This window comes from Gramella jeungdoensis (genome assembly GCF_023805255.1).
GTDB classification, from domain to species: Bacteria; Bacteroidota; Bacteroidia; order Flavobacteriales; family Flavobacteriaceae; genus Christiangramia; species Christiangramia jeungdoensis.
The window spans coordinates 461,206-482,106 of record NZ_JAMSCK010000004.1 but is presented as its reverse complement, the minus strand read 5'-3'; the positions used below and the strand labels follow the sequence as shown (position 1 = coordinate 482,106).

Annotated in this window: 25 protein-coding genes; 14 read left to right on the top strand and 11 right to left on the bottom strand. The window is 36.3% G+C overall.

Features of this window, described 5'->3' with window-relative positions:
- Nucleotides 1–6 precede the first annotated feature (6 nt).
- Nucleotides 7–657 (top strand): DUF2652 domain-containing protein, encoded by a 651-nt coding sequence (locus NE848_RS13150; RefSeq protein ID WP_252114327.1) that lies wholly within the window; start codon nucleotides 7–9, stop codon nucleotides 655–657.
- 179 nt (nucleotides 658–836) lie between these two features.
- Here NE848_RS13150 and NE848_RS13145 read toward each other — a convergent pair whose 3' ends face one another.
- The gene (locus tag NE848_RS13145) at nucleotides 837–1,712 is read right to left on the bottom strand and encodes an AraC family transcriptional regulator (protein ID WP_252114325.1); all 876 of its coding nucleotides are present in this window, start codon (nucleotides 1,710–1,712) and stop codon (nucleotides 837–839) included.
- A 94-nt stretch (nucleotides 1,713–1,806) separates the two neighbouring features.
- Between NE848_RS13145 and NE848_RS13140 the strand changes: the two genes are divergently transcribed.
- The 3 genes from NE848_RS13140 to NE848_RS13130 all read left to right on the top strand — a co-directional run bounded on the left by NE848_RS13140 (nucleotide 1,807) and on the right by NE848_RS13130 (nucleotide 4,843).
- The gene (locus NE848_RS13140) at nucleotides 1,807–2,151 is read left to right on the top strand and encodes a DUF983 domain-containing protein (RefSeq protein WP_252114323.1); all 345 of its coding nucleotides are present in this window, start codon (nucleotides 1,807–1,809) and stop codon (nucleotides 2,149–2,151) included.
- Between the two features lie 122 nt (nucleotides 2,152–2,273).
- On the top strand, nucleotides 2,274–2,654 hold the full coding sequence (locus tag NE848_RS13135) for a nuclear transport factor 2 family protein (RefSeq protein ID WP_252114321.1): 381 nt from the start codon (nucleotides 2,274–2,276) through the stop codon (nucleotides 2,652–2,654).
- 731 nt (nucleotides 2,655–3,385) lie between these two features.
- Entirely contained in the window at nucleotides 3,386–4,843 is a 1,458-nt protein-coding gene (locus NE848_RS13130) for a potassium/proton antiporter (protein WP_252114319.1), read from the top strand.
- Between the two features lie 15 nt (nucleotides 4,844–4,858).
- Here the strand turns inward: NE848_RS13130 and NE848_RS13125 are convergent, their stop codons facing one another.
- The 5 genes from NE848_RS13125 to NE848_RS13105 form a co-directional block, all read right to left on the bottom strand.
- Nucleotides 4,859–5,302, bottom strand: a complete 444-nt coding sequence (locus tag NE848_RS13125) for a DUF3124 domain-containing protein (protein WP_341482789.1) — start codon at nucleotides 5,300–5,302, stop codon at nucleotides 4,859–4,861.
- Nucleotides 5,303–5,421: 119 nt separating this feature from the next.
- The gene (locus tag NE848_RS13120; RefSeq protein ID WP_252114315.1) at nucleotides 5,422–6,057 is read right to left on the bottom strand and encodes a trimeric intracellular cation channel family protein; all 636 of its coding nucleotides are present in this window, start codon (nucleotides 6,055–6,057) and stop codon (nucleotides 5,422–5,424) included.
- 425 nt (nucleotides 6,058–6,482) lie between these two features.
- Nucleotides 6,483–7,016 carry a dihydrofolate reductase family protein gene (locus NE848_RS13115; protein ID WP_252114313.1) on the bottom strand — a complete coding sequence of 178 codons (534 nt, stop codon included), beginning with the start codon at nucleotides 7,014–7,016 and terminating at the stop codon, nucleotides 6,483–6,485.
- Between the two features lie 71 nt (nucleotides 7,017–7,087).
- Nucleotides 7,088–7,822, bottom strand: coding sequence for a helix-turn-helix transcriptional regulator (locus NE848_RS13110; protein ID WP_252114311.1), 735 nt, complete (start codon nucleotides 7,820–7,822; stop codon nucleotides 7,088–7,090).
- A 194-nt stretch (nucleotides 7,823–8,016) separates the two neighbouring features.
- Nucleotides 8,017–8,385 (bottom strand): hypothetical protein, encoded by a 369-nt coding sequence (locus tag NE848_RS13105; RefSeq protein WP_252114309.1) that lies wholly within the window; start codon nucleotides 8,383–8,385, stop codon nucleotides 8,017–8,019.
- Between the two features lie 92 nt (nucleotides 8,386–8,477).
- Between NE848_RS13105 and NE848_RS13100 the strand changes: the two genes are divergently transcribed.
- From NE848_RS13100 to NE848_RS13060, 10 genes are all read left to right on the top strand, one after another.
- Nucleotides 8,478–8,846, top strand: a complete 369-nt coding sequence (locus NE848_RS13100; protein WP_252114307.1) for a hypothetical protein — start codon at nucleotides 8,478–8,480, stop codon at nucleotides 8,844–8,846.
- A gap of 1 nt (nucleotide 8,847) precedes the next feature.
- A complete protein-coding gene (locus NE848_RS13095; protein WP_252114305.1) occupies nucleotides 8,848–9,582 on the top strand; it encodes an SOS response-associated peptidase in 735 nt (244 codons plus the stop codon).
- Between the two features lie 677 nt (nucleotides 9,583–10,259).
- Complete coding sequence (locus NE848_RS17315; RefSeq protein WP_279344056.1) at nucleotides 10,260–10,388, top strand: hypothetical protein; 129 nt, start codon at nucleotides 10,260–10,262, stop codon at nucleotides 10,386–10,388.
- Between the two features lie 19 nt (nucleotides 10,389–10,407).
- Entirely contained in the window at nucleotides 10,408–10,767 is a 360-nt protein-coding gene (locus tag NE848_RS13090) for a single-stranded DNA-binding protein (protein WP_252114303.1), read from the top strand.
- Between the two features lie 76 nt (nucleotides 10,768–10,843).
- The gene (locus NE848_RS13085) at nucleotides 10,844–11,293 is read left to right on the top strand and encodes a JAB domain-containing protein (RefSeq protein WP_252114301.1); all 450 of its coding nucleotides are present in this window, start codon (nucleotides 10,844–10,846) and stop codon (nucleotides 11,291–11,293) included.
- Between the two features lie 518 nt (nucleotides 11,294–11,811).
- Nucleotides 11,812–12,201 (top strand): BfmA/BtgA family mobilization protein, encoded by a 390-nt coding sequence (locus NE848_RS13080; protein ID WP_252114299.1) that lies wholly within the window; start codon nucleotides 11,812–11,814, stop codon nucleotides 12,199–12,201.
- Between the two features lie 11 nt (nucleotides 12,202–12,212).
- Complete coding sequence (mobB, locus tag NE848_RS13075; RefSeq protein WP_252114297.1) at nucleotides 12,213–13,244, top strand: MobB family relaxase; 1,032 nt, start codon at nucleotides 12,213–12,215, stop codon at nucleotides 13,242–13,244.
- 19 nt (nucleotides 13,245–13,263) lie between these two features.
- Nucleotides 13,264–14,844, top strand: coding sequence for a type IV secretory system conjugative DNA transfer family protein (locus NE848_RS13070; RefSeq protein ID WP_252114295.1), 1,581 nt, complete (start codon nucleotides 13,264–13,266; stop codon nucleotides 14,842–14,844).
- Nucleotides 14,845–15,078: 234 nt separating this feature from the next.
- Entirely contained in the window at nucleotides 15,079–15,336 is a 258-nt protein-coding gene (locus NE848_RS13065) for a helix-turn-helix transcriptional regulator (RefSeq protein ID WP_252114293.1), read from the top strand.
- Nucleotides 15,337–15,338: 2 nt separating this feature from the next.
- On the top strand, nucleotides 15,339–16,613 hold the full coding sequence (locus NE848_RS13060) for a type II toxin-antitoxin system HipA family toxin (RefSeq protein ID WP_252114291.1): 1,275 nt from the start codon (nucleotides 15,339–15,341) through the stop codon (nucleotides 16,611–16,613).
- Nucleotides 16,614–16,994: 381 nt separating this feature from the next.
- On the opposite strand, the gene NE848_RS13055 is transcribed toward NE848_RS13060, so the two are convergent.
- From NE848_RS13055 to NE848_RS13035, 5 genes are all read right to left on the bottom strand, one after another.
- A complete protein-coding gene (locus NE848_RS13055) occupies nucleotides 16,995–17,822 on the bottom strand; it encodes a DUF4138 domain-containing protein (protein WP_252114289.1) in 828 nt (275 codons plus the stop codon).
- A 28-nt stretch (nucleotides 17,823–17,850) separates the two neighbouring features.
- Entirely contained in the window at nucleotides 17,851–18,780 is a 930-nt protein-coding gene (gene traM / locus NE848_RS13050; protein WP_252114287.1) for a conjugative transposon protein TraM, read from the bottom strand.
- Between the two features lie 11 nt (nucleotides 18,781–18,791).
- A complete protein-coding gene (locus NE848_RS13045) occupies nucleotides 18,792–19,406 on the bottom strand; it encodes a conjugal transfer protein TraK (RefSeq protein WP_252114285.1) in 615 nt (204 codons plus the stop codon).
- 64 nt (nucleotides 19,407–19,470) lie between these two features.
- Nucleotides 19,471–20,316 carry a hypothetical protein gene (locus NE848_RS13040; protein WP_252114283.1) on the bottom strand — a complete coding sequence of 282 codons (846 nt, stop codon included), beginning with the start codon at nucleotides 20,314–20,316 and terminating at the stop codon, nucleotides 19,471–19,473.
- A complete protein-coding gene (locus NE848_RS13035) occupies nucleotides 20,316–20,891 on the bottom strand; it encodes a conjugal transfer protein (RefSeq protein ID WP_480031557.1) in 576 nt (191 codons plus the stop codon). Before NE848_RS13035 ends, NE848_RS13040 begins: the two co-directional genes overlap by 1 nt.
- Nucleotides 20,892–20,901: the final 10 nt, after the last annotated feature.

Here is a 20,901-nt window from a genome sequence, read left to right as displayed (position 1 = left end):
AATGACATGAAAAATCGTATAGACAGTAAGTCAATCCCTAAAGGGGAACAGTTAACGGGTTTCGGTAACATTCTCATACCGGATATTAGTGGTTTTACCCAATTTGTCACTTCCGTTGATTTGGTAGAAGGACAAAAAATAGCTCAGAGGTTAATTAGTTCCTTGCTGAAAGAAAACATTCTGAGTTTGAAACTCTCTGAAATTGAAGGTGACGCAACACTATTATATAAATTTGGAGCTAAATTAAAATCAAATGAAATTTTAAAGCAATTTGAAATAATGCTGGAGAATTTTCATAAAGAACAGGCAGCCATCAATAAGGAATATAAATTAAATCTTCAGCTCTCTCTAAAACTTATAGCTCATTACGGGGAGTTTGGCCAGTATGAATTAGCGGGGTTTAAAAAACTGTTTGGCACACCGGTAATTGAAGCACATCGCTTACTGAAAAATGCAGTAAAAAGCTCGAGATATGTATTAATAACCGACGATCTTCTCGAAGGCTTACCTACAGAATCGGTCATTAATAATCCCGAATTTCTTAGGGGGAATAAGATGTGTGAAGCTTTTGGGGATATTAGAAGAATCTATTTTACCGTATTTAACTATGAAACGGCGTGCTCCCCAAGAGAAATACTGGAGAAATTAAAAATGTAACTTCTTAAAATGAACCTTAGAAACAAAAGAGGGAAACAAAGAAACAGCAATGTTTTTTAGCCTGTATCGTAATAAAAAAACCTCGACTTAACATTTTATTTCTTGATTCCTAAAATCATATTTTCAGCGAATATCCTTTATTTAGAGGAACCGTTATCCTGCCTAATATTCAACTCGAATTATATTTTCCCATAACTTTTTCTAAAATCATTGGGTGTTAAGCCAGATTTATTTTTAAAGTATCTGGAAAAGTAAGCATAGTCCGAAAATCCTAATGTGAACGCAATACTAGATAAAGAATTATTAGAATGGATAATTAATCTCTTTGCTTCTAAAATAACTCTTTCAGAAATCAATTGGTTAGTAGTTTTATTAACAGTTTCTTTCACTACTCTATTTAAATGCTTAGTAGTGATATTTAATTTGTTAGCATAAAATTTTGGTAATTTTTGTTCGTCATAATGGTTATCTATGAAGTTTTCAAGGTTCTCCAGGATTTTCAAATAACTGGAAGGTGAATAATCAGTTAGATCAACATTTGACGTATATTTTCTAGTCAAAGTAATGTAAATATCACTTATGATATTTATGATTTTCAATTCTCTAAAAAGTTTAGAATCTACATATTCCTTATATAAGTTATGATACTTATTTAAAACCTCGCCATCATTTTGAGAAATATCTAGAAAAGGTGGGTTTTGATAGGAATAATAGAATGGGAACGCGCTTAGACTATGAGTTATATAATTAAGTTCATAGAAGTCCTGGGAATGAAAAAATATAAACCCATTTGGCTTTGTATAAAACTTCCAAAAGTGAGTTTGTCCAGGTTTTAGAAAAAATATTTTCCCCGGTTTTATTTCGTAAGAAGTGAAATCAATTTCATGAACTCCGGTACCTTCGGTAAATAACACACATAAATAGAAATTATGACTATGTGGTTTACTAATTAAATTTCTATTTGTTTGTATGTGATTTGAAAATGAATTTACATATAAGTCCTTAAGTACTTTTGACTTTTTAAATTGATCAATATCTAGAACAGTCGTTTTCATAGGGAATGTCTCAAAAGTACAAAAATGAGAGTGTAAAATGTATGATTACCTCTTAATTTCTGTTGTAATTTGGCCAATTTAAATTGATAAAATTATGATGGCAGTTGTTGATATAGTAAAAGGTAAATGTCCTAATTGTAAAAGTGGTAATATTTTCAATAGAAGAGGCAATATATTCTTATTCCAGATGCCCAAAATGAATGAAAGATGTAAAGTGTGTAATTTTAAATTTGAAAAAGAAACAGGTTTTTTCTTCGGAGCAATGTTTGTAAGTTATGCCCTGGCAGTGGCAGAAATGATTACTAGTCTCATTATTTTTTGGTTATTATTGGATCTATCTCCTTTAAAAGTGTTTTTTATTATTGCTTTGGTAGCATTTATTAGTAGCACTTTTAATTTTAGAGTCGCAAGAGCGATCTGGATTTATATATTCTATTAGTTTTTATAATATTTGATTCCTGGATGACCTGTAGGAATACAACTTGAGCTAAAGAATTTAGCTGAAAAAAATTAACGAGGTGATTATAAAAAACCGATTAATAAAAACTTAGAATGATCAAAATGAATAACAAAAAAGTTGTCATCAAATACATTGAATTTTTAGAACAAGGAGACTTAAAGGGTATAATTGGTTTATTTGCCAAAGACGGAATGGTGGAGTCGCCTTTATACGGAAAAATGAGAGCCTCGGAATTTTATAAAGAATTAATGTCTGACACTACGAAATCCCAGTTAGAAATAAAAGGAATTTATGAGGCACCTGAATCAAATAGTATAGCTCTTTTTTTTAATTACAAATGGACTATGAAAAACAATGAAATTGCAGATTTTGATGTAGTAGATATCATTGATTTTAATAATTCTGCTAAGATTAAGAATTTAAAAATTATTTATGATACTGTCGAAAGTAGAAGAATAATGGATAAATTAAAGAGTGAATAATAAAAGCCTGCTCTACAATTTGCTCAATCTTAATTCCGTAACTCTTATTGTTGGAAGCCGTCTAATTTTATGTTATTTGACATAGGTTAAATTATTGATAAAGTGTTGCTTTTAACTAAAATGTACTATATATTTTTCTATGTTTGAAATGTCATAACGGGGTGCCCTCGAGGTTGAGAATATACCCGCTGAGGAACTGGATAATGCCAGTTTGCAATATGACAAATCAAAGGGACCAATTAATGAGATCATTATTGTTCCCTTTGTCTATTTTTATAGGTTTCAACATTCAATTTAACACCACCTCTTGGATGCTTAAATATCGAGATAATAGCTCGAATCTTCTTTGAAACTTATTGCGTATTATGGAGAATTTGATCAATATGAATAGCTCGATTTACAAAATTATTCGGCACACCGGTAACTGAAGCTCAAAGCTTGTTGAAAAATTCAGTAGAAAGTTCAAGATATGTTTTAATCACAGATGATCTCTTAGAAGGATTACCCACCAAAGCAGTAGTCAATTCTCCTGAATCCTTATGAGGAAGTAAAAAATGGCTGGCCCTTGGTGTTCAACGTAAGATTTACGTTACGATATTTGATTACGAAGCAGCATTTGTACCGCGAGAGATACTTGAGAGTCTGGAGGAAGAAAAATAGATTATAGTTTCTGAAAATTTATATCTTCAGGCGCATTTAGCGATCATTAACCGTAATTATCCAACCATCGCATGGGAATTACCATAGAAAACATCCTGCTTATAGGATCCCTTTTGTTATTCATTAGTATACTGGCGGGAAAAACTTCCTATCGTTTTGGCGTACCCACGCTGGTTCTGTTCCTCGCTGTGGGAATGCTTGCAGGCTCGGAAGGTATTGGCGGAATTCATTTTGACGAACCCAGGATCGCACAGTTTATTGGAATAGTTGCCCTTAATTTTATTCTTTTTTCAGGAGGTTTGGACACCCGGTGGAAGACCATTCAGCCCGTTTTATGGCAGGGAATTTCACTTTCAACTCTTGGGGTGTTGATCACGGCACTTTGCATAGGTGTCTTTGCCTGGAAAATAACAGATTTTTCCCTAATGGAAGGACTGTTATTAGGCGCTATTATTTCTTCTACGGATGCGGCAGCAGTTTTCTCTATATTAAGGTCGAAAAACCTGGCATTAAGATCCAATCTCCGTCCCACTTTAGAACTTGAAAGTGGTAGTAACGATCCCATGGCTTACTTCCTGACCATTGCTTTTTTAAGTCTTATTGTAAACCCCACAGATTCGGTTTGGAGTATACTTCCAATGTTCTTTTTCCAAATTATAATCGGAGCATTAGCTGGATTTGGATTTGGCAGGCTTAGTAAGAAAGTGATTAACAGAATTAAACTGGGCTTTGAGGGATTGTATCCTGTTTTGGTGATATCGCTGATGTTTATCACCTTTTCGGCAACTGACTTTATAGGTGGAAATGGGTTTCTGGCGGTTTACTTATGTGGGGTATATCTAGGTAACCATAATCTAATTCATAAGAATACAATTATTAAAATGTTCGATGGATTGGCCTGGCTTATGCAAATCATTTTATTCCTTACACTCGGCTTACTTGTATTTCCTACTCAGGTAGTGCCAGTGATTGGGATTGGATTAGCTATTGCGGCTATGCTAATCTTCGTGGCAAGGCCTATAGCAGTTCTTATCAGTTTGAGTTTTTTTAAAATGAAGATGAAAAGGAGGTTATACGTGTCCTGGGTTGGGTTACGAGGTGCAGTTCCCATAGTTTTTGCTACTTATCCTTTAATCGCAGGAATCGAAAAGGCCAATTTAATTTTTAATATTGTCTTTTTCGTATCCCTAAGTTCGGTTTTAATCCAGGGGACCACTCTGGCCAAAGTAGCCCATTGGTTACATGTTTCATTGCCCTCTTCGGAAAAAAAGTTGTCTCCGGTAGATAAAATTTTAATGGATGAGACCAAATCACATTTACAGGAAATTGAAATTACTGAGAGATCCATAGCTATTGGAAAGAGGATCGTCGATCTCCAGATCCCAAGTGGGGCTATCATCGCTATGATCACCAGAGACAACAGTTTTATTACCCCACGGGGAGACACAGAAGTTCAGGAAAATGATATTTTACTCATCCTTACCGAAAATAAATCGAATCTGGAATTGGTCAGGGATTATCTCACCTAATTTAAAATTGTAGCTTTATTTAATTTTTATACCACGGGTAGTAAAGGATAAGCCCTGTTGCCCCGAAGTAGAGATCATAATACCTTCAAAAAGTGGGGCATTTAAGCCATGAGGTATTTTCCAGTTGAAAATAAAATTGGCACCCGTTCCTCCAGCTTGATCTTCTTCATCTATAACTATTTCAACGGTTTCAAGAGGAGCAATATAAATGGGATGATCAAAATAAGTACGGATGAGAACTCCTTCAGAATTATAATATTCGGCATTCGATATGAAAATAGAGTCTTTTAAATTAATGTTGCGCATACTTACCGTGGCGGTCAAATCATGAGTTTTATGTTCGGTAAGGCTGTAGATTTCAGAGTATATAGATGGATATGAAGTGCCAGATGCAAGGGAGTCCTTTGAATTGTAATCTACCATTCTCGAACTCCAATTAACAGGGTCTATAGAACTCACGGATTCTTTGTCCTTGCAAGAAGCACAGAGTACTATAATTATAATTAATAGATGTTTGAATTTTACCATTTATACCATAAAATAAGAAAGAATACTAAATTCCTATTCAGGAATTCCGATTAATCTGATGATTCAGATAAGTTTAGCTTGGGTAGCTGGAGATGAAATTTGACAGCTATTATTCTAATGAAAATAACGGTTAATACAGCAATTATTTCCTGATAGGGAATCAAAACCTCGAACTGATCGCAGATATAATACATAATACCTCCCATGATACTTGCGATAGCATAAAGGTCTTTTCTAAATAGAAGAGGCACTTCATTAATTATAATGTCCCTAATTACCCCACCAAGCGCTCCAGTGACAACACCCATGATCACACTGGCCCAAATGGGTAACCCAAAAGCAAGACTTTTTATGAGACCTGTAACGGTAAAAAGACCCAGGCCGATAGCATCGAAAATAAACAAGGTGTTTTTCCATCTAAATAAGCGATTTTTAAAAATTATGAGCACCAGTAGAGCAAACGCTGTAGTTATCAAATATTTTATATCCTCAAGCCAGAATGGAATAACATCCAGTATAAGATCTCTGGTGGTACCACCGCCAATCGCCGTTATTAATCCGATGACATAGGCTCCAAACCAGTCGATATTTTTCCCAGATGCGAGCCTGATGCCGCTTATGGCAAAAGCTAAAGTTCCCAGTAGATCCAGAACCGTAATAATACTTAATTCGGAGTGTATGGTCATTTAATTATTTAATTGTATAAATTTAAGTATTTGCAATTGATTTAATAAGAGCAATGTTTTTAGGGCACCGTAGAAATTCAATTTTATCAAAGTCCTAAGGATGGGAAAAGTTTTTGTGTATATTTAAAATTGCTGTAACCTTTAAATTAGTTTGTTCCGCAAAGGAATACTCCCCATTGTGGAATCAAGAAAGGAAAATGCAGTTAAAATCATCTTCATTTTCCCTTCTTTAAGTTCCTATATATCTCTTCACATTCTACAACCTTTAAAGTCTTTTTAGAGTTACCAGTGGTTTCGCTTATCGCAAGTTGTGGGAGTAGGGATGCGGACTCGTCGGATTTTTGATTTGTTGTGGTGAGTTCAATTTTTCGATTTTCTTGAATATCGCATATTGAGCTTGAGAATCGCTGTTAGCGGTTCGTTTTTTATATTTTTCGTTTGTAATGCAGTTGAGTTAATCCTGTATCAAATGATTTTGCTTTAATTAATTCAAGTAGTTGTTCAGGTCGGCCGTCTTTAAATAATCTGATACCATTGCCTAACAAAACAGGAATTATCGAGATAATAAACTCATCAATCAAATCATTCTTTAATAGCTCATTAATTACTTCTGCACCACCATCACAATATATGTCTTTTCCATTTTCAGATTTTAGTTGTTTTACCAAATCAGTCAGTTTACCCGAGTAAAAAGTCGTTCTTCCAACACTCGGTCTCTGGGTTCTTGTTATAACATATACGTCCCTTTCTCCATTGTCGTAAAATGATGGGCCAATTTCTTTTAGCACATAATCATAGGTTTTTCTACCAACAATCAAAGTGTCAATGGTATTCGTAAATTCTTGATAGCCATAGTCTTCGCCTTCTTTTTCTACGAGTTGTAAGAAACTTAGGTCGTCATTAGGTTTTGCAATGTAACCGTCTAAACTTGTGGCAATGAAAAGTGAAATTTTTCGCATCTGTCTAAATTTTAATGTCTTTGTAAAATTAAATTTAGACAACCTTTTGCGCTTTGTAAAAATCCGACATCTTAAAGTAGCGATGGTGAAAGTCCTGTATTTCGCTTGATTTCATTAGTAAGATGGGAATGGTCATAGTATCCGCATTCAAATGCAATATCTAATAAACTGCGATTTTCACTTGAGTTTTTAATTATTTTCAAAGCATTTTGAAAACGAATTATGTTTGAGTATTCTTTTGGTGAAATCCCTATTTGTGATTTAAATTTTCTTTCTAATTGTCGCACACTTATATGATTTCGCTTTGAAAGTTCTGCAATGCTCAATTTTCCATTTGAATAATGAATATAGCTCAGTATAGATTGTAATTGGTTCTCTTTGGTTTTCACTCTGTCCGAAAAATATTGATTAAGATAATTGGTACGGTTTGTAAGAATTTTATCAATATTAAATGAATTGAGTTTTTCAAATTCTAATGTATTGTCTGTCAGTTCATTTTGGGCGGCATAATTATAAAAATTCCTAAAAGTTGCAGGTTTAAAGCAAACTCCAAGAAGATGTGTGTTGCTGTCGATAAAACTATCTTTAAATGAAGTCATTGCACCAACGACATAAGTTTTTCCAAATTCCATAGATACAGAACCATTGTCCGTCAGACAGGTGTTTCCAATGTTCATTACTAAACCTGCACATCCATCTGGAAAATTTCGCTCCCATTGTTTGTCCGAGTCTTCCCCTTTCAGTTCCCAATAGGAATGAATAAAAGGTTCTAATTTTTTGTATGGTTTTGTTTCTATATATTTCATCAGTTCGGGATGTTGTTTAAAATGATCGTCAAAGGTTACCTTAATTTTGAATCGTTATATTGATTATACAATACTAAGGAGAGAACTAGAATGGTTGCTAGCAAAAAACTTTTAATCGATGAGTCCACTTTAGCCTCTACATATATTGCCAAGAATTAATTGGAATTCCAGTTCTATTGTGATCCATTACTTATTTAAAGCTTTCTGTATAAAAAATCCAGCCTGTCAAAGGGCACAAGTTTATCTTTAGTTATTTCCATATCCCGGACAATCCTTTTTGCCATGAGTTTGTCTACACCATATTTCAGCATATGATCTTCCATTTGTTGGCGAATTACTTCTTTCCAGGGTTTGTAATCTCCATGGTGTATGGATTTACATTCAAAACGGTTGCCAGTGTGATCATATAATATCGTGCAAATGAGAAGATCAATCAAGACTGAAGATTTGCAAGACCTTCTTGCCATATACCAGTAGTCCGTCATTATCCCGAAATGAGGATCCTGGAGCTGCTCTGCTGCGCGCCGGTAAAATATCCCTCCATGATGATGAAATAAACTCATTGCACAAAATTAGGAAATATTCCATTTTCATAATTGGAAAAAATCCATAATTTTGAATAAAAGAAATTCCTATCTTTAATATTCAGATAATAATGGAAGAAATTTTAGAAAATAATAATTTCAAATTTCCTGAAATAGTATCGGGAAAACTTAATAAGGATGCGCTCTATATTACTCCTGAAGGGTCAAAGAATGTTGTCCCCGCTAATTGGGGATATCTACCTGTTGGATTGGATAATGAAGAGTCCCTTCTGACAGGTCGGGAGAAGATTTATAAGGTGGATTATCTGAATCTGAAGAACCTTCCTTTTGCAAATCACGAACAGGCAGGGTACTGTAAAGTATGGATATGGGACGGATCTAAACCACGTGCGGTGAGAGGATTCTATTTCCAGGATCTGAAAGGGAACAGTTATACGGCTTGCCTAATTACGGATAATTCGAACCTTATATATATTTAAAATGTGTTACCAGAAGTCATTATACCAGTCTGAAGCAAAGATTTCCAAATATATGAACAGGCCTCCTATAGAAACCGACATATTGGAGCCTTACAATTTTAATGATGGCTTCACACATAGTAATATCTATATTATTCCCATGGATGAGCCTGGGCACTGGTATCCGGCAAACTGGGGGTTAGTTCCCTCTTATGCAAATCCAGATGATTTTTATAAAGATCGTAGATATAATACATTAAATGCAAGAGATGATAAGATTTTCAATTCCAGATTGTATTCCAAACCGATCAGGGAGGGAAGATGTTTAATATTTGCTGATGGATTTTATGAACCTCACCATGTTGGAAAAGAAAGCCAGCCTTACTTTTGTTATTTACAGGAAAGTAAAAACTATAAAGAGAGGGAAATTTTCACCTTCGCAGGTATTTATACAAGCGATGGAGAGGGAAGTTATTATGCCAGCCTTATTACGGTAGATGCTAATCCCCTGTTTGAGAAGGTTCATAATAAGGCTAAGCGAATGCCTTTGGCTCTTGATAGAAAATTTGAGGAGGAGTGGATTACCGAGGGGCAAAGTGAAAGCATGATTAAAGATATTATGAACGAGGGCTTTACTACCAAATCTTTCACAGCTCATCCGGTTTTGAATTACCGTCTAAAAAAGAACTGGGATATTAAGAATACAGAAAAGGTGATTGAACCGGTTGAAGCTCTTGATACTGAGATGTCCTTATAAAATTCTATCGGTAAAAGGAATTAAAATCATTTTTAGCTTCCTTTAGCTTCTGGATTTAGTTTGAAGCGTATTATTTTTAAAGACTTATATAGAGACGCAAAATAACAAGTATCAGACCTAAAGCAGCAATCTTAAACATTATTTTATTCCACTTAGGTGGAAGCCCACCTGCATAAGGAGCGAGATGATAATACCTGTTGTTTACATTCCCGTAAACACTGAGAATTAAACTATATGATAATAAAATTTGGTTATCAATTTTGGTTACCAACTTTAATTCTAATAGTGATTTTTCTTCTTTAAAAAATATATTATTAACTCGGCAATTTGACCGTAATTATTTGGGTAAAATACCAGGAGATTTTAGACATAACCTCCTGTGCGGAATTCTATTTTTAGAATATTACCAAGATCATTCTATTAAAATACTTTGTATTAAGTTCTCCTTCCGTTTTGTTTTTCATTTTCTCGGTTCACATTTACTTACCTGACCGTTGCTGTACTTTCCTTTTTATGAATGCAAAATACCAGCATATAGAAGTTAGCCGGACTGCATAAGCCGGTTGACTTCGTCTGCCCTTTTATAAGTCCTCTCTAATTCTATATCCTGAAACTGTATCAGCATCAAAAAGGAAATAGCAAACGGCTCTATAGGAAGTAAATCAAAAAAGAACCTCATGAAATCAATAAAAACAAAATATTCGGAAGTAGAACAAAAAAATCAAAAAAGCCTGCCTGCCGGCGAGGCAGGAAAAGCTCCGGATATAATAAGTAAATCAATTATTAACCTGTCTGCCGAAAGGTAGATCTTTAAATCTTTAAATTATGAGTACGCTTAGAAACAAAGTTCAGTTAATCGGAAATGTGGGACAAAACCCCGAAATCAGAAATCTTGAAAGTGGCAAAAAAGTAGCCAGTTTTTCACTTGCAACCAACGAATTTTATAAAAATTCAAAAGGTGAAAAAGTTCAGGACACCCAATGGCACAATGTGGTGGCATGGGGAAAAACCGCTGAAATCGTAGAGAGGTATGTAGGAACCGGTAAAGAAATTGCCATTGAAGGTAAATTGACAAATCGATCCTATGAAAGCAAAGAAGGAGCGAAACGATATGTTACTGAAGTGGTAGCCAGTGAAATTCTTCTGTTAGGCGGTGGAACTGTTATGGGCGAAAGCCATCAGTAGTTAAATGAAGAGGGCGGGTACTTGTTCAGGGTAACGCCCTCTTTCTTCAATTCTAACCTATCTACAAATTAGAATTATGAAAACGAAAGTTAATGAAATATCGATAAAATATAAGGGGAATTTTAAGATTTCCCAGGCTCCTAAAATAAGTTCATCTGTTAATGCAGCGAAACTATTATATAACACCTGGAATAAAGACCAAATCGGCCTGCAGGAATGTTTTAAGGTCATGCTACTTAATAACGCAAATAAGGTGAAAGGCATTTTTGAAGTTTCCACCGGAGGAATTACCGGGACACTTGTAGATTTACGCATCTTATTTGCCGTAATTCTTAAAAGCCTTTCCTGTGCTGTGATCCTTGCGCATAATCATCCCAGCGGAACTCTAAAACCAAGTGAAGCAGATAAACTGCTGACACAAAAGGTTATAAAAGCAGCGAAACTTCTGGATATTAAAGTCCTTGATCATTTAATTCTCACTCCAGATGGTGACTATGTGAGTTTTGCGGATGAAGGGATCCTCTAAACTGTTTAATCAATTAAAATTACCTCTAAAACTCTTTAGAGGTATTTTTTTTGAATTCTAGATTCGATTTAGATCGTTCTATTATTTAACTGTCACCTGGTGATTTTAAAAAATAAAATTCTCAGGTACCCTTAGAAACTATTAATTTCCTTGTCGAGAAAAATATTGTATCTTTAATAAGCTGAATTTCAGCAAATCATTTTATGTAAGGTGATCCCAATTATTGACTTTCGCTGATAACCTTACCCATCAAAAATTTTTACATACTGGAATTTTTATTCCTTAAAATGCAATTGGAACATAGGCCAATTTGTATGAGATTTTTGTCCCGCCTGCGGGACGGAAAGGAATAGCAAGAGGGTAACGGGCAGAGCCGCGTTACATTTCCTAATGAAAGTCTAAATAACGGATTATCAGTTATTTAAAGTTTAAAATATTTTAAATCAGGGTGTTAGGAAATTAATATTTACTAAAAACCTTTCCCAGCTCCTGATAAATGGTCAATTTTTTACTAAAAAATGGATGAAGAATTTAAAAAGGAACTATTCGAGACGCTAAAGATCAAGTCTTCAGTTGCGAAAAAGTTTAGACGGTTTAGCCGTACTATCTCAAAATCACAATCTGTAAGCTTATTGTTGATGATTGATTTTTTTGAGAATAATGGTATTTCGCCCACCGAATCTATGGGACCAAAAATGCAAACCCTGGAAACTCTGATCAAGAAAAGGATCAATGGAGTCATTGCTATTCTAAAGGATATTGAGAAAGGCCAAACAAAACCTACGGTAGCCATGATGCAGTCATTATTCCGGGAAGCAGAGCCTAAAAAACAACCCCTCATCCTGGAGAAGAAAAATACGGCAGAGAATCAACCGAAATATCAGGAACGAAAGCAACAGGACTCATAAATTATTTAAAAATGTATATCACTATCACAGCACAAAAATTAGGTGGAAATTATTCTCAGGGCTCAGCCGATTTTGTGGGCTACCTGGAAAAGGAAAATCAGGGGTTGGATCCAGAGGAACAAGAGTTCTTTTTCAATCAGTATAAAGATCAGATTCCGGCAGAGGAAGTGGTTCGTCAAATTGACGCAAATACTGCTAAGCTGGAAAAGACAGAACCCAGGTTTTATTCCATTACAGTGAGTCCATCCAAAAAAGAATTGAGCAGATTACAAAACAATAGCGAGGATTTAAAAAAGTACACCCGAGAATTAATGAAAGATTATGTGGCTTCTTTCAATAGGGAGATTAATGGCCGGCCAGTCAATGTTGATGATATTAAATACTACGCGAAAATCGAACATCAACGATGCTTTAAAGGGACCGATAAACAGGTACGGGAAAACCAGCCTTTTGCAGCCAAAATTCTTCAACTAAAAAATGATATCCAAAAAGTAAAGCGGAAGGAACACCCTGGCAACATTGCCCAGATGAAACGTGAGATCAGTAAACTGGAGAAAGCTGCCCCACATAAACAGGGAGGCCTGCGTATTGTTCAGGGAATGTCCAAAGAAGGGAACCAAAGCCATATCCATATTATTGTAAGTCGGCGGGATGCTTCAAATAAATTTAGCTTATCTCCAGGAAGTAAATACAGAGCCTCCGAGGTAACATTAAATGGAAAAACAGTCAAACGAGGTTTTGATCGAGATAAATTTTTCAGAAACGCTGAAAATACATTCGACAAAACCTTTGGGTATCAACGAAATTTTGTGGAATCCTATTCCTCGCGGAAAGAGTTCATTAAAAACCCAAAAGGCTATTTTTCCAGTTTGATGAAACTGCCCACCAGTGAAAAGACAGTGGCCATGAAAATACTTAAAGAATCCGGGATCCCCATGATGCCAAATATTCCTACGAATAAGGCCCAACTGGCATTAAAAGTTTTTAATCGCTTAAGAAGGGGAGTGGATATAGCAGTTAAATCTAGCTCTATCGGAATTTAACCGAAATAATAAATAAGCAATGGACGAATTCAGCACAGTAAACACGATCTTACTCGTCGCTTTTTGCAGTCTGATTTTCTATGGGTTATACCGAATTTCCAGATATGCGTTTCTAATAAATACCGTGCTACTCTCAGGTATCATCACTTATTATTTTTACCCTGAACAGCTGATTGAAAGCCTGTTGTATGTTGCCTGCCCATTATTATTAATTAATACGGTTTTCTATGTTTTCTTTCATTCCACTGAAACCGAAGATAAAGTGGCTAAGAAGTATCAGGTCATTTTTAAAACAAATGGCAAAGATTTTAAAATCGTCAATATCAAACGTGGTGCTTCCATCATCGGTTCTGCCGGTAGTGGTAAAACGGAAAGTGTGGTCTATGGTTTTCTAAAGCATTTTCAGAAGTACAGTTTCTGTGGGGTGATCCATGATTATAAGGATTTTGAACTTACCGAAATGGCATACCCGCTTTTTAAGAATTCTGATATCCCTTTTAAAGTGATCTCCTTTGATAAAATTATCCATCGGGTGAATCCCATCGCGCCCCGGTATCTGGAGAATGAAGAAAGTGTGAATGAAATTTCCAGGGTGCTTATTGAAAATCTATTGGAGCAAAAAGAAACAGGAACCAGCGGAACGACGAAATTTTTTAATGATGCTGCAGAAGGTTTGATAGGTGGTCTTATCTGGAAATTGAAGACATCTTATCCGCAGTACTGTACCTTACCGCATTTAATAGCTATATATCAGTTTTTGGATACAGACAGCCTTATTGCCTTTTTGGAATCAAACAGGACGTCCAGGGCGATGGCAGATGCCTTTATTAGTGGAAAAGATTCGGAACGACAAACAGCCGGAGTAAAGAGCACCCTGGCCAACGCCTTAAAAAGGATTAGTACCCAAAGCATCTTTATGGCTTTGTCTGCAGATGAAATCCCCCTTAATATTAATCATCCCGAAAACCCTGCAGTAATTTCTGTTGTGAACAATCCTAAATTTGAATCTTCTTATGCCGCGGTTATCGCAGCCATTATTCATACCATTACCAAACAAATGAGTGTGCGGAATTCCAAATCATCTTTTCTATTGATGGAAGAGGCTCCAACATTACGACTACTGAATATGCACCGAATTCCAGCTACACTCAGAAGTTATGATATCGCTACTGTATATGTGATGCAGGATAAGATCCAGAATGACATGATGTATGGAGATAAAGCCAGTAAAGCTATATTGAGTAATCTATCTTACCAGTTTTTTGGCAAAGTAAACGATCCGGATACTGCCAGATATTACGAACGTTTTTTTGAAATTATAAAGAACCCTACCCGGAGTGTTAGTCGTGGACATAATCTTAATTTTGATACCAGGGTTACTACTGGTGAAAAAGAAATTCCTAAAATACGTGCTAATGTTTTCTTTCGGCTGAAGCAGGGTGAATTTATTACCTATGCAGATGGAAAGGACAGGAAGGTACAGTTTAAACTACCGCATATTCGAAGAGAACTTCCTGAAAAAGCTCAGCAGTTTTCTTCAACCGATTTGGAAAGGAATTTTGAAAGAATTTATCAGGAAGCTAAATCCATTTTTAAATAATTCAGTGTGATAATAAATTGTCAAGTAGAAACCAGAAAAAACTTGACATAATTCAGTTTAAAAATTATCATTACGGTATTATAAGTATGGCTCAGCTATCTATTATAGATATGAGAATTGTTTAATAATGTAAATTATAGTTTACAAAAAATACTATATTTGTAAAAAATAATTTACATTATGGGAAATTCAAGAACTATTTTATTTCCTCGAGACAAACGGAAATTATCTGATATGGGCGGGCAGATTAAACTGGCTCGATTAAGACGAAAACTGAGCATGGAGCAGGTTTCAGAAAGAGCAAATATCAGCCGTCCTACGCTATTATCCATAGAGAAAGGCAACCCCAGTGTCAGTCTGGGAAGTTATTTTCAGGTGTTAAAAGTGTTGGGGCTTGAGGAGGATATATTTCAACTTGCCCTAAAAGATCCATTGGGAAGAAAACTACAGGATGCTGAACTTAAAACTGGAGAACGCGCACCTAAGAAATAGCTATGGCATCAACAAGATCAATACTGGTTTATTCGGATTGGGTAGGAATGAAAGAGTCTTTATTAATGGGACGATTGCAATCGGAAAGAGTACGGGGTAATGAAGTTTTTTCATTCTCTTATGAGAAATCCTGGTTGCAATCACCGTTTGCACAGGTTCTGGATCCTTCTCTTCAACTATATGAAGGACCTCAGTTCCTAGGTAATGAACAACATAATTTTGGAATATTTCTGGATTCCTCTCCGGATCGATGGGGAAGAATATTAATGCGAAGACGGGAAGCCGCTCTGGCAAGATTAGAAAAGCGGGCGGAGCGCAGGCTTTTCGAAACAGATTATTTGCTTGGAGTTTATGATGCACACCGGATGGGCGGATTACGTTTTAAGGAAAATGAAGAGGGACCCTTTTTAAATGATAATAATAAGATGGCAGCTCCGCCGTGGACCACACTTCGGGAGTTAGAAAGAATTAGTTTAAAACTGGAGCAGGATGATGTAATTGATGATCCTGATTATCTGCAATGGTTAAATATGCTCATTGATCCTGGGGCCTCACTTGGAGGAGCCAGGCCAAAGGCAGGAATACGTGACCAAAACGGGGCGCTATGGATTGCCAAATTTCCCAGCAGAACGGATCAGGGAGATATAGGAGGATGGGAGGCCGTCACCTATCAAATGGCAATTAAAGCGGGAATTAACATGGCTACCTCTAAAGCACAGAAATTTACTTCCGATAATCATACCTTTTTGACGAAGCGTTTTGATCGAACCGATCACGGAGACCGCATTCATTTTGCCTCTGCAATGACCTTATTACAATATACGGATGGTGCCGATTATCAAAGTGGTGCCAGTTACCTGGAACTAGCGGAACTGATCACTACCCAGGGTGGTAATGTAGATGAAGATCTTAGAGAATTATGGAGACGAATTGTCTTCAGTATCTGTGTTTCTAATACTGATGACCATTTAAGGAATCACGGATTTTTATTATATAAAGATGGATGGCGTCTCTCTCCCGCTTATGATGTGAATCCCATAGAAACAGGAACCGGTTTAAAACTAAATATTTCAGAAAACGAAAATGCGTTAGAACTGGAGCTGGCTTTATCGGTCATTGAGTATTTTAGGTTGGAAGAAAAAGAGGCACTAACTATAATAAAGACAGTCGTAGATGCGGTGACGGATTGGCGCCTGATAGCTGATCAATACGGAATTTCAAGAAATGAACAGGAGTTAAAGGCCTTAGCATTTTCCAATGCGGTTTATGATTTCTGAATTTTTTCATCACTAACGAAGCGATGAAATATTTTATCAATAAAAATATAAGGTTGCCAATGTAATCTTCAGAAAACTAACAACTCTTCTCTAAGCTGATGGCTGGTTTTATCCATTATCTATAAGGTGTTTTAAACACCAGACAGAAGAAATCTTTAATCATATTTATATCCTTGCACGTACAATTTTGACATATCCTTTCCTCATTTTTAAGGATTCACTTTTAAAAATTGTAATCTCGAGTTTTTGCAATATTTTTTTCAATAAAGAATTGCGAATTTTTTTTTATTTCTGAAATAGCGATTTATCCAGCCATTCTATCTAATAGCGAGGTTCAAAAGCTTCCAAAGCGTTCTAATTGTATCATCCTGCCGTTGGCTTTTAATTTGGATTATTTATATGGCGATGAGAAACTTTTAAAACCACATCTCTTTCTCCTTTTTCTTCGTTCAACTCCAGTAAAACTTCTCGGTCATTACTCAAAGAAAATTTTGGAAATACATACACCAGTCTAGCGCATTGGCCTTCTTTAATTTTCACCGGAGTTTTATATCTAAATATTGGTTCCTTCACAATGCTTTGCATGGATTTTTTCTTTCCCTTTTGCCTGGTTTTCACGGATAAATTCAGAAAATTAACATCGTAATCCAGACTGGATCCATTTTCAATCTGAATTACAAAATACAGTTCGTTCTGGTTAAAAACTATATTTTCAATACTTAAAATGATGCCCTGGTTTCTTTTCCTTAATCGGCCAATCCGTCCCTTTTTATTCAGTAGATAGGCACAAAAATTTCGATAATGAGTGTCTATGTCAAGCGGGATTGGTTCTACTTCTTTAAAAAGATCTGGCAGATCACGCTTTTCAGTGCCTATACGGTCAGTATCCTGGATGAAATAGTTTAATCTGGAGAGATCCTTCTTATATTTAAGGATGTAAGAATACACTGAACCTCCGGCATCTATTACCAGAAGATTACTCTCTTTACCTGGTTTGGCCTGTAATAATCCAAAATGTTGTTGTCTTTCCCTGTTATGGGTGAAAACAAAATGGCTGGCACCTGTAATACCCTGGCTGATAGGCTGGGGAAAAAATAAGGCTACGTTTTTGTGCTCATTGGCAAAAATAGTGTCCAACGGTTCTGCCTTTTGAGAATAAAGCTCGGTGCCTGTTAGAATGATCGCGGAAATAAGAAAATATCTTTTCATGACATAAAATTTAATTTATACCAGGTGTTTATAAGCCTGGTTTTAGTATGAGTTTATAGTTATTCAGGACCGTAACTTTTACGTTACGATTTTTGGTTTTTAGTAGTTTGCCTATACCACCTACCTGTGGCACACTGGGAATATTGATCTCTCCTAAAAGGTCGTCCACAACTTCGGTAGTAGCTTCCTCACGAAAATTATTTTCCACATAAATACCTTCACTTCCATCCTGTAGATCAAATGCTTTCAATGCGGTTGGTTGATGCTTTATATTCTCTATTTCGATAAGCACCCGGTTAGGCTGAAAACTTACAAAACCAAAAATGGGGGTATTCTTAAGGACGCGTTTATTATCTATAGTTGCATGCTGGTCCAGCCGTAATCGGATTCGGGAATTAGACCTGACCACCTGGGTGCCATCAACAACAACCCGTATTTCGGAATCGGTAGTTCCGGAAACCGTATTTTCATTTGTTTTAGGATTGGAGGCAAAAAATAGTTGATGTTCCAGTCCCATCTCCTTTGTCTGAATTTTACGTTCTTCCTGGATTGCGGAGGTATCTGGACGTGGAACTGTCCTGTTAAGGGGTTTTGGTGGAGGTGAAGCCATGGCCTGTACTTCTGCAGATCTTCGTTCTCCCAGGAAATAAATACTATCTATGATCCGCTTTTTTTCTTTTTCAGGAAGTTCGGAGTCGTAATACCCCAGTGAATCTATTAGTTTCTCATCATATAGACTGGGAACATTTGTCTCTCTTACCTCTTTCAGGTCATTGATAGCATCCAGCTTGGAATCATAGGATAGTGGCTCCTCGCTAAGCTCCGGAACAGTAGTATGATTTAATTCCTTGGGTGCGTCCTGTTCCTCATTCATAATCATTATCGTATAAGAGATCAGAAAGATGACAACGATAGCGACGATACTCCCTACTACAATTTTATTCTTTTCTATTTTCATGATGTTATGTTTTAGGATTCCGGAATTATCTTTCTAAGGCTGTTTTCAAAGTAATCAGTGATCAGAAGACCGTGTGGATTATTGGGAAAATGGCGATCTACTGTTATAAGTTTTCCTGTGGAAATTAGTTGATAGGTGTCGACAACGGAGCCCCGATTGATTTCAAAAATGGTCGTTGTTCGAAATCTGTAATGATCTTCCTTCTCTTCGATATCCGATTCAATGCTTACTACTTTTTGAACCAGAGAATATTGAAGCAGACGATTATATACCCCGTCAGCCTTTTTCTGGCGATATAAATCGGCAACAGAACCATTCCCCAGCCATAATGCTTTTTCAAGATTTTTCTCATAACTGCCAGCATCAATATCATAGAAATAGGTATGGAATAAGCTTAGGTGTGCTAATGCTTCTACTCTGAAATTTTCTTTTTGGGTAACCAGTTTTAAGGGAATAATACTTCCGTCATTATTAATCGCAAAAGCTGAATTCAACGCTTTTTTGTTAGTAGTGAAGGTGACCCACAATGCAAAAGCACTGAATACCTGTGCGCTGATAACGATAGCTAAAACTATAAATCGATTGAGTTTTAATACGGTGTAAATATCTTTATATGGAGTTTTCATAATTATTGTTTTAGTGTTTATACATATGCTGACTCTGATTTATCTTTTCTATAACTACCGGCGTTTAGGTGGTAAATAATCTCAACGTGAAGGAGATAGCTCGACGGTATAACTTGAATTTTAAAAACACGATAAAACCAATAGACCCCAATTCTACTACCGGAGCAAAGAAATTACTGCCATAATCAGTTCCAAACAGGTTTTGCCAGAAGTTGGTATTGATCTCGGTATAGATCGCATTAATAAATACATTGACCAGGAAAAATGCCGGGACAAGCATATAGACTCCCGCATATATTCTGAAAAAACTATAGGCCATCGAACGGAATTTTTCAATTACTGAAAGACTAAGTATCAATGGGAAGAAAGCCTGCATGATTCCCAGGATAAAATAACGCTCCGCAAGAAAAAGAGGATAAATGAACAAATCCAGTATCCATAAGAACAGGCTGATTAGAAAAGCAAAGGTTTTAAATCCATATAAAGGGGTGACCAATGCTTCATATAATAAGGCCATTGCTTTTCGCATAGCGTCCAGTGCTGACACATCTTCTTCGATCGGGATCTCCTGCATTTGCAAGGGTAGGAGGGCAGGAGCGGTTTCTCGATATTGGTTTTCTATAGCCACCAGGATCCCATCAAAAAATCCTAATATTTGGGTAGAGAATATCACCAGTATTACCACGGCAAAATTCTTTGCTAATTCCGCCGGACTCAGCCCCCAGGTATAACCATCTTTTTCCACGATCCCTTCGTTATATTTCTTTAGAATGTTTACCAGAAAGAAAAGAACAGCTAAGGTTTTCATGCCTACGATAGTGTACTGGGAAAATTCACTGCTCTGAATCGTCTGGAATACCGTATCAATATATTCAAGTCCAATGGCTGATATGATGGCGCCCGATGTCATTAGAAGGCGGTTTCCCGGTTATTGATCTTATCCTGCATTTTTCGAAATGAGATGATCTCCTGATACCGTTTGGTCTTTAATCGCACATCGTTCACCATTTCCTGGCTTTCCAATTCCTTTTGCTTTAATACCTCGGCACGCTCTGCATCAGTCATCTTTAAATGATCACTGGATAAGATCTCATCGATAAAATCCATCGTTGCCAGGGAATTCTCCACCACCGCATTAAAAGATTCGGTCACCCTCGTTACTTCATCGGGTCTGATATAGGGAGAATCCAGAATATCTCGAAGATCATTTTGCATTACATTAATTAATCGCTGATTATTTCGTCCGATCTCCCTGACAGCCTGCAAATCCTGAATGACACTATTGACCTTTTCAATATTCTCTTTCTGAGCTTTTAGAAAATTAACTGTCTTTACCAGATTGGCAGTTTGTTTTGCAGATTCTACCAGCGATTTGACCAGACTGATAAAATTCGTGTTGTCATATACAGGCATTCCCTGGGCCAAGATAGGGCCTGATGCAAGTAGAGTCATCGTTATGGCCACGATCATTATTTTACTCTTAATTAGTATTCGG

Bases quoted from the DNA above. Each gene is read 5' to 3' on its own strand.
- NE848_RS13120 (WP_252114315.1), bottom strand. From the start codon at position 6,057: ATGACCATACACTCCGAATTAAGTATTATTACGGTTCTGGATCTACTG.
- NE848_RS13150 (WP_252114327.1), top strand. From the start codon at position 7: ATGAAAAATCGTATAGACAGTAAGTCAATCCCTAAAGGGGAACAGTTA.
- NE848_RS13130 (WP_252114319.1), top strand. From the start codon at position 3,386: ATGGGAATTACCATAGAAAACATCCTGCTTATAGGATCCCTTTTGTTA.
- NE848_RS13090 (WP_252114303.1), top strand. From the start codon at position 10,408: ATGAGTACGCTTAGAAACAAAGTTCAGTTAATCGGAAATGTGGGACAA.
- NE848_RS13080 (WP_252114299.1), top strand. From the start codon at position 11,812: ATGGATGAAGAATTTAAAAAGGAACTATTCGAGACGCTAAAGATCAAG.
- NE848_RS13040 (WP_252114283.1), bottom strand. From the start codon at position 20,316: ATGACATCGGGCGCCATCATATCAGCCATTGGACTTGAATATATTGAT.
- traM (WP_252114287.1), bottom strand. From the start codon at position 18,780: ATGAAAATAGAAAAGAATAAAATTGTAGTAGGGAGTATCGTCGCTATC.
- NE848_RS13060 (WP_252114291.1), top strand. From the start codon at position 15,339: ATGGCATCAACAAGATCAATACTGGTTTATTCGGATTGGGTAGGAATG.
- NE848_RS13105 (WP_252114309.1), bottom strand. From the start codon at position 8,385: ATGAGTTTATTTCATCATCATGGAGGGATATTTTACCGGCGCGCAGCA.
- NE848_RS13100 (WP_252114307.1), top strand. From the start codon at position 8,478: ATGGAAGAAATTTTAGAAAATAATAATTTCAAATTTCCTGAAATAGTA.
- NE848_RS13115 (WP_252114313.1), bottom strand. From the start codon at position 7,016: ATGCGAAAAATTTCACTTTTCATTGCCACAAGTTTAGACGGTTACATT.
- NE848_RS13085 (WP_252114301.1), top strand. From the start codon at position 10,844: ATGAAAACGAAAGTTAATGAAATATCGATAAAATATAAGGGGAATTTT.
- NE848_RS13095 (WP_252114305.1), top strand. From the start codon at position 8,848: ATGTGTTACCAGAAGTCATTATACCAGTCTGAAGCAAAGATTTCCAAA.
- NE848_RS13140 (WP_252114323.1), top strand. From the start codon at position 1,807: ATGATGGCAGTTGTTGATATAGTAAAAGGTAAATGTCCTAATTGTAAA.
- NE848_RS13045 (WP_252114285.1), bottom strand. From the start codon at position 19,406: ATGAAAACTCCATATAAAGATATTTACACCGTATTAAAACTCAATCGA.
- NE848_RS13135 (WP_252114321.1), top strand. From the start codon at position 2,274: ATGAATAACAAAAAAGTTGTCATCAAATACATTGAATTTTTAGAACAA.
- NE848_RS13110 (WP_252114311.1), bottom strand. From the start codon at position 7,822: ATGAAATATATAGAAACAAAACCATACAAAAAATTAGAACCTTTTATT.
- NE848_RS13065 (WP_252114293.1), top strand. From the start codon at position 15,079: ATGGGCGGGCAGATTAAACTGGCTCGATTAAGACGAAAACTGAGCATG.
- NE848_RS13055 (WP_252114289.1), bottom strand. From the start codon at position 17,822: ATGAAAAGATATTTTCTTATTTCCGCGATCATTCTAACAGGCACCGAG.
- NE848_RS13070 (WP_252114295.1), top strand. From the start codon at position 13,264: ATGGACGAATTCAGCACAGTAAACACGATCTTACTCGTCGCTTTTTGC.
- NE848_RS17315 (WP_279344056.1), top strand. From the start codon at position 10,260: ATGAAATCAATAAAAACAAAATATTCGGAAGTAGAACAAAAAAATCAA.
- mobB (WP_252114297.1), top strand. From the start codon at position 12,213: ATGTATATCACTATCACAGCACAAAAATTAGGTGGAAATTATTCTCAG.
- NE848_RS13145 (WP_252114325.1), bottom strand. From the start codon at position 1,712: ATGAAAACGACTGTTCTAGATATTGATCAATTTAAAAAGTCAAAAGTA.